The sequence below is a fragment of the Mesorhizobium sp. M7A.F.Ca.CA.004.12.1.1 genome (assembly GCF_003997835.1).
Lineage (GTDB): Bacteria > Pseudomonadota > Alphaproteobacteria > Rhizobiales > Rhizobiaceae > Mesorhizobium.
This window is the reverse complement of sequence record NZ_RZRK01000436.1, coordinates 1-5301: the sequence shown is the minus strand read 5'-3', so window position 1 is coordinate 5301 and position 5301 is coordinate 1. Positions and strand designations below refer to the sequence as shown.

6 protein-coding genes are annotated in these 5301 nt (G+C 63.8%); all 6 read right to left on the bottom strand.

Annotation, left to right across the window (positions count from 1 at the left end; genetic code table 11):
* Positions 1 to 3: 3 nt before the first annotated feature.
* Positions 4 to 750, bottom strand: a complete 747-nt coding sequence (locus tag EN984_RS21735; RefSeq protein WP_236383118.1) for a phosphatidylcholine/phosphatidylserine synthase — start codon at positions 748 to 750, stop codon at positions 4 to 6.
* A 75-nt stretch (positions 751 to 825) separates the two neighbouring features.
* Positions 826 to 1524, bottom strand: a complete 699-nt coding sequence (locus tag EN984_RS21730) for a phosphatidylserine decarboxylase (RefSeq protein WP_127268237.1) — start codon at positions 1522 to 1524, stop codon at positions 826 to 828.
* A gap of 134 nt (positions 1525 to 1658) precedes the next feature.
* Complete coding sequence (locus tag EN984_RS21725) at positions 1659 to 2006, bottom strand: antibiotic biosynthesis monooxygenase (RefSeq protein ID WP_127268238.1); 348 nt, start codon at positions 2004 to 2006, stop codon at positions 1659 to 1661.
* Between the two features lie 108 nt (positions 2007 to 2114).
* Positions 2115 to 3995, bottom strand: a complete 1881-nt coding sequence (locus EN984_RS21720; protein WP_127268239.1) for an ABC transporter ATP-binding protein/permease — start codon at positions 3993 to 3995, stop codon at positions 2115 to 2117.
* A 22-nt stretch (positions 3996 to 4017) separates the two neighbouring features.
* Positions 4018 to 4350: a metalloregulator ArsR/SmtB family transcription factor gene (locus EN984_RS21715; protein ID WP_127268240.1), complete on the bottom strand. Its 333-nt coding sequence runs from the start codon at positions 4348 to 4350 to the stop codon at positions 4018 to 4020.
* A 227-nt stretch (positions 4351 to 4577) separates the two neighbouring features.
* Positions 4578 to 5301 (bottom strand): LysM peptidoglycan-binding domain-containing protein (locus EN984_RS21710; RefSeq protein ID WP_164765567.1); only part of this gene is annotated, 724 nt, incomplete at its 5' end.

The window sequence follows — 5301 nt, the reverse complement described above, 5'->3', positions numbered from 1 at the left end:
TTTCTAACCTATATCGGAGGGCGGCACTTTCTCGCCCTCGCGCTTGGCGCGCTTCGAATAGGCGCGCACGCTGAATGGCAGGAAGATCAGGTAGCCGGCGACCGAGGCGGTCAGCGTGTACCAGGGATAGGTCATCAGCAGGAGCACGTAGAGTACGACACCGAGGATGATCGGCAACACCCTGTCGCCCGGGATCCTTAGGCTCTTGCCGGAATAGACCGGCAGCCGGCTGACCAGCAGGAAGGCGACCAGGATGGTGAAGCCGGTGGCGACGAAGGCGGCGGGGCGACTGGGCTCCAGCCCTGTGCGCAGGAAATAGAGATAGAGCGGCAGCATCACCAGCACGGCGCCCGCCGGCGCCGGCACGCCGACGAAATATTCGGACTGCCATATGGGGCGATCGCCCTTCTCGTCGTCGAGCACGTTGAAACGGGCGAGGCGCAACCCGCAGGCGATGGCGAACAGCAGTGCCGCGATCCAGCCCGGCGAGCCGGCGCGGTCGAGCAGGAAGGCATAGAGCACCAGAGCCGGCGCCACGCCGAAATTGACGATGTCGGCCAGCGAATCCATCTGAGCGCCGAATTTGGAGGTCGCCTTCAACATCCGCGCCAGACGGCCGTCGATGCCGTCGAGGAAGGCGGCAAGCAGCACCATCACCACCGCCGGCTCGAAGCGGCCTTCGAAGCCGAAGCGGATGCCGGACAGGCCGGCGCAGATGGCGAGCACGGTGACCAGATTGGGCAGCACCATGCGCATCGGGATTTCGCGGATGCGCGGACCGCCGCTGGCATGGGCCTCGAACTTTTTGTATTGCGTGCCCACCGGTCAGGAAACCCGAACAAGAGGCGTGCCGGCAACACCGCCGAATTCGGCCAGCACGGTTTCGCCGCCAACCGCCGTCTGGCCGACGGCAACGCGCGGCGTGGCGGTCAGGGGCAGGAACACATCGACACGCGAGCCGAAGCGGATCAGGCCGAAACGCTCGCCAGTGCCGATTGAGCCGCCGGCCTCGGCCCAACAGACGATGCGGCGCGCCACCAGGCCGGCGATCTGGACGGCCGCGACCGTGCCGTTGGGGCTCTCGATGACCAGGCCGTTGCGCTCGTTCTCGGTGCTTGCCTTGTCGAGTTCGGCATTGAGGAATTTGCCCGGCCGGTGCTCGATTTTCGCAATACGGCCGCGCACCGGGGCGCGGTTCACGTGGCAGGAGAAGACGTTCATGAACACCGAGATCCGGGTCATCTCTGCATTGCCGAGGCCGAGTTCGCGCGGCGGCACGGCGGGTCCGACCGCCGAGATGATGCCGTCGGCGGGGCTGACCACCAGGCGGTCATCGACCGGCGTGACGCGCTCGGGATCGCGGAAGAAATAAACGCACCAGGCCGTCAGGATCAGACCGATCCAGAACAGGATCGAGGAGAAATAGCCGAGGAAAAGCGTCGCCGCGCCAAAGGCCGCGATGAAGGGATAGCCTTCGCGATGGATCGGTACGAATGCGTTCTTGACCGTATCGACAAGGCTCATCGGGTGTAAACGGGCTCCGTTTCAGGTGGGGCCTCAATAGCCGAAAGCCCCCCTCGCCGCAACGCAACAATGGGGAATGCCATATTCAGCGTCGAAGCGCCGGCACCTGGCATCGGTTTGCCGTAACGGCTTTTCTAAAGCCCCGGAACCCGCTGATAGTTGGCGATGTCGGCGCGCACGCCGAGCCGGGCGATCGTCTCGTGCGGGTTGAAAGCGATGCGCTCGTGCGCGGCCTTGACGATCGGCACGACGTTGTCGATGGCTGCCTGGCTTTCCCATTCGACGATGGTCACAAGGTTGAACTCGCCCGGCCCTGAGAATTGCTCGAGCAGGAAATCCTGCACGAACCCCTGCTGCAGGCGCAGCAATTCATGCGTTGTCCTGACCTTGGCGAGTATCTCCTCGCGGGCGGCGGCAGGCACGACGAACTTGTCCACCCTGAACACGCTGCGGCCGTCAACGCTCTGATTTGTCTTGCTCATTTCGATTTCTCCGTTCCTGGATCATGGTGTTTTTTGGGCTCCAGGAACGGCCTACAATCTCAACTTATGTTGAGGTCAAGCGCAAAAATCAGGTCATGCGCCGAACTTTCAATTCACCTCCGACGTTCGCCGACGAACGACAACGCCAAGCTCGTCGCCCTCGCGGGCGATGCGTAGGCGCTCCTCGGCCTCGGTCGCCTCGCGCTGGCGGTCCCACATCGAGGCGTAGAGGCCATGCTTGCGCATCAGCTCGGCATGGGTGCCGCGCTCGGCGATCTGGCCGTCCTGCAGCACGATGATCTCATCGGCCGTGATTACCGTCGACAGGCGGTGGGCGATGACGATGGTGGTGCGGCCACGGCTGACCAGATCGAGCGCGGCCTGGATCTCCTGCTCGGTGTGACTGTCGAGCGCCGAGGTCGCTTCGTCGAGCATCAGGATCGGCGGCGCCTTCAGGATGGTGCGGGCGATCGCCACGCGCTGCTTTTCGCCGCCCGAAAGCTTCAGCCCGCGTTCGCCGACCATCGACTTGTAGCCGTCAGGCAATCGCTCGATGAACGGACCGATCTGGGCTAGTTCAGCGGCTTTCTGCATGTCCTCCTCGCTGGCTCCGATGCGGCCGTAGCGGATGTTGTAGGCGATGGTGTCGTTGAACAGCACGGTGTCCTGCGGCACCATGCCGATCGCGCCACGCAGGCTCTCCTGCGTCACGTCCCTGATATCCTGGCCGTCGATCAACACCTGGCCGGACTGAACGTCGTAAAAGCGGAACAGAAGCCGCGAGATGGTCGATTTGCCGGCACCCGAAGGCCCGACAATGGCGACGGTCTTGCCGGCCGGCACCTCGAAGCTGATGCCCTTCAGGATCTTGCGGTTCGGGTCATAGGAAAAATGCACGTCGCGGAACTCGACCTTGCCGGCGCTCACGGCGAGCGGCCTGGCATCCGGCTTGTCGACGATCTCCTGCGGCACATCCAGAAGGTCGAACATCTGCTCGATGTCGGTCAGCCCCTGGCGGATTTCGCGGTAGATGAAGCCGATGAAATTGAGCGGCACCGACAGCTGCATCAGCATGGCGTTGATGAAGACGAAGTCACCGACCGTCTGCGTGCCGGCCTGCACTTCAAGCGCCGACATGCACATGACGATGACGGTGCCGAGGCCGAAGATGATGCCCTGGCCGAAATTCAGCCAGCCGAGCGAGGTCCAGATGCGCGTCGCGGCGACCTCGTAGCGTGCCATGGAGCGGTCGAAGCGCTCGGCTTCCATGCTTTCGTTGTTGAAATATTTGACCGTTTCGTAATTGAGCAGCGAGTCGATCGCCTTGGTGTTGGCGTCGGTGTCGCTGTCGTTCATGTCGCGGCGGATCGAGATGCGCCAGTCGCTGGCGCGCACCGTGAACCAGACATAGACCCAGACGGTGACCGCGACGACGACCACATATTTCCAGCCATAGGTGTAGGCGAAGATGCCGGTGGTCAGCGCGAATTCGAGGATGGTCGGCGCCGTGTTGAGCATGATGAAGCGCACGATCGTCTCGATGCCCTTGGTGCCGCGCTCGATGATGCGCGACAGGCCGCCGGTGCGACGCTCCAAGTGGAAGCGCAGCGATAGTTGGTGCATGTGAACGAAGGTGCGGAAGGCGAGCTGGCGCACCGCGTATTGGCCGACGCGTGCAAACAGCGCGTCGCGCAGCTGATTGAAGCCAAGCTGCACCAGGCGCACGACATTGTAGGCGACGACCAGCATGACCGGCGCCAGCAGAAATGTCGGCAGCGGTGGCACCGATTTGGAGTCGCCGGCCAGCGCGTCCGTTGCCCATTTGAAGAAATAGGGACCGGCGACCAGCGTCAGCTTGGCGACGACGAGCAACAGCGTCGCCCAGGTGACCCGGGCTCTCAGATCGGCGCGATCCGCCGGCCACATATAGGGCCACAAATTGAGCAGCGTCTTGAAGGTCGAGGAGTCGGAGACGGTTTTTTCGGCCATTTTTGGCGCCTTCTTCTTATTTTCAGCGGCCGGAGCAGCAGGAATTGACGAGGGCGGCCACCGATGCAGAAACATCGGCGAGCGCGGCACGGTCGATCGCATAGCGCGAACGCTGGCGATCGGGCTCGAAGCGAACCAGCCCGGCTTCGACCAGTATTTTCAGATGTTGTGACACGGTGGACTGCGCCAGATCGAACCGATCGACGACTTCGCGGCAGTAGCAGGAGTTGCTTGCGGACAAGTATTTCAGGATTTCGATCCGAGCCGGGTGCGAAAGTGCTGCCAGCCGGGTGGCAACGGCTCGGCTGTCCGGGGTGCAGCCAGGTGCGTTTGTTTCCATAAGGGAATCAGTCATCGTCCATCGGCGATAGACGATGAGCAGGTCTGCGGCAAGCTACCCCGATGGGTAGAGCGACCTAATCTCCCCCCTTGAGGGGGAGATGTCACCAAAGGTGACAGAGGGGGTCGGTGCGTCCTGACGCGACGTCGTTTGGAGAAAAGAGAAGGTCGGCGCTTCACGCGCGACGACCCCTCTGGCCTGCCACCTCCCCCTCAAGGAGGGAGATTGGCCAATCGCCAACCCTACTGCGTCTTGGCCGGCGCTGTCGTTGCCTGCTCGCCCATCGCCTTGAGGTCGGCGGCTTCGCCTTCCTTCGACTTTTCCGGGACCTTGAACACCTGCCCCGGCCAGATGCGGTCGGGATCGCTGATCTGGTCTTGGTTGGCGAGGTAGATGGTCGAGAAGCGCACGCCATGGCCATAGACGCGCCGCGAGATCCGCCACAGCGTGTCGTTGCGGCGGATGATGACGGCGCCGTCGGCATGTTCAAGCTTGGGCGCCACGGTCTCGGGCACGTCGCTCGGCGGCGTCGCCTCCGCCACAACGGCCGGAGCCTCGGTGGCGGGAGCAGGCGTGGTGGCCGGAGCCGTCCCGGCCGCGGCCGGCGCCTCGGCGGCGGCAGGTGCGGCCGGCTTGGGCTGAACGGGCTTCGGCGCCGAGGGTGCCACGGCGGCGACCGCTTCGCCCGGCTCGCGCTCGAACGGCACGGCTGCGCGGGCCACAACTGTCACACCGTCGGTATCGAGGCCGTCGACACGTATTGTGTAGCTGCCGACCGGAATGTCGCGCGCCGCCTCGACCAGGAAATGACCATCCGTCGACGTTTGCGCATCACCGAGCAGGATGTCGTTGGCATAGGCGCGCACCTTGCGGCCGGCATCGGCGAGACCGGCGACAAAGATCTTGCTGCCGTCGATCTCGACCGCCTCGACGACGATCTTGGGCTCGGTCACGCCTGCAACGGGC

What these genes read in the sequence shown, in the direction of transcription:
- EN984_RS21735 (WP_236383118.1), bottom strand. Translation starts at nt 750, where the DNA reads ATGGTGCTGCCCAATCTGGTCACCGTGCTCGCCATCTGCGCCGGCCTG.
- EN984_RS21730 (WP_127268237.1), bottom strand. Translation starts at nt 1,524, where the DNA reads ATGAGCCTTGTCGATACGGTCAAGAACGCATTCGTACCGATCCATCGC.
- EN984_RS21725 (WP_127268238.1), bottom strand. Translation starts at nt 2,006, where the DNA reads ATGAGCAAGACAAATCAGAGCGTTGACGGCCGCAGCGTGTTCAGGGTG.
- EN984_RS21720 (WP_127268239.1), bottom strand. Translation starts at nt 3,995, where the DNA reads ATGGCCGAAAAAACCGTCTCCGACTCCTCGACCTTCAAGACGCTGCTC.
- EN984_RS21715 (WP_127268240.1), bottom strand. Translation starts at nt 4,350, where the DNA reads ATGACTGATTCCCTTATGGAAACAAACGCACCTGGCTGCACCCCGGAC.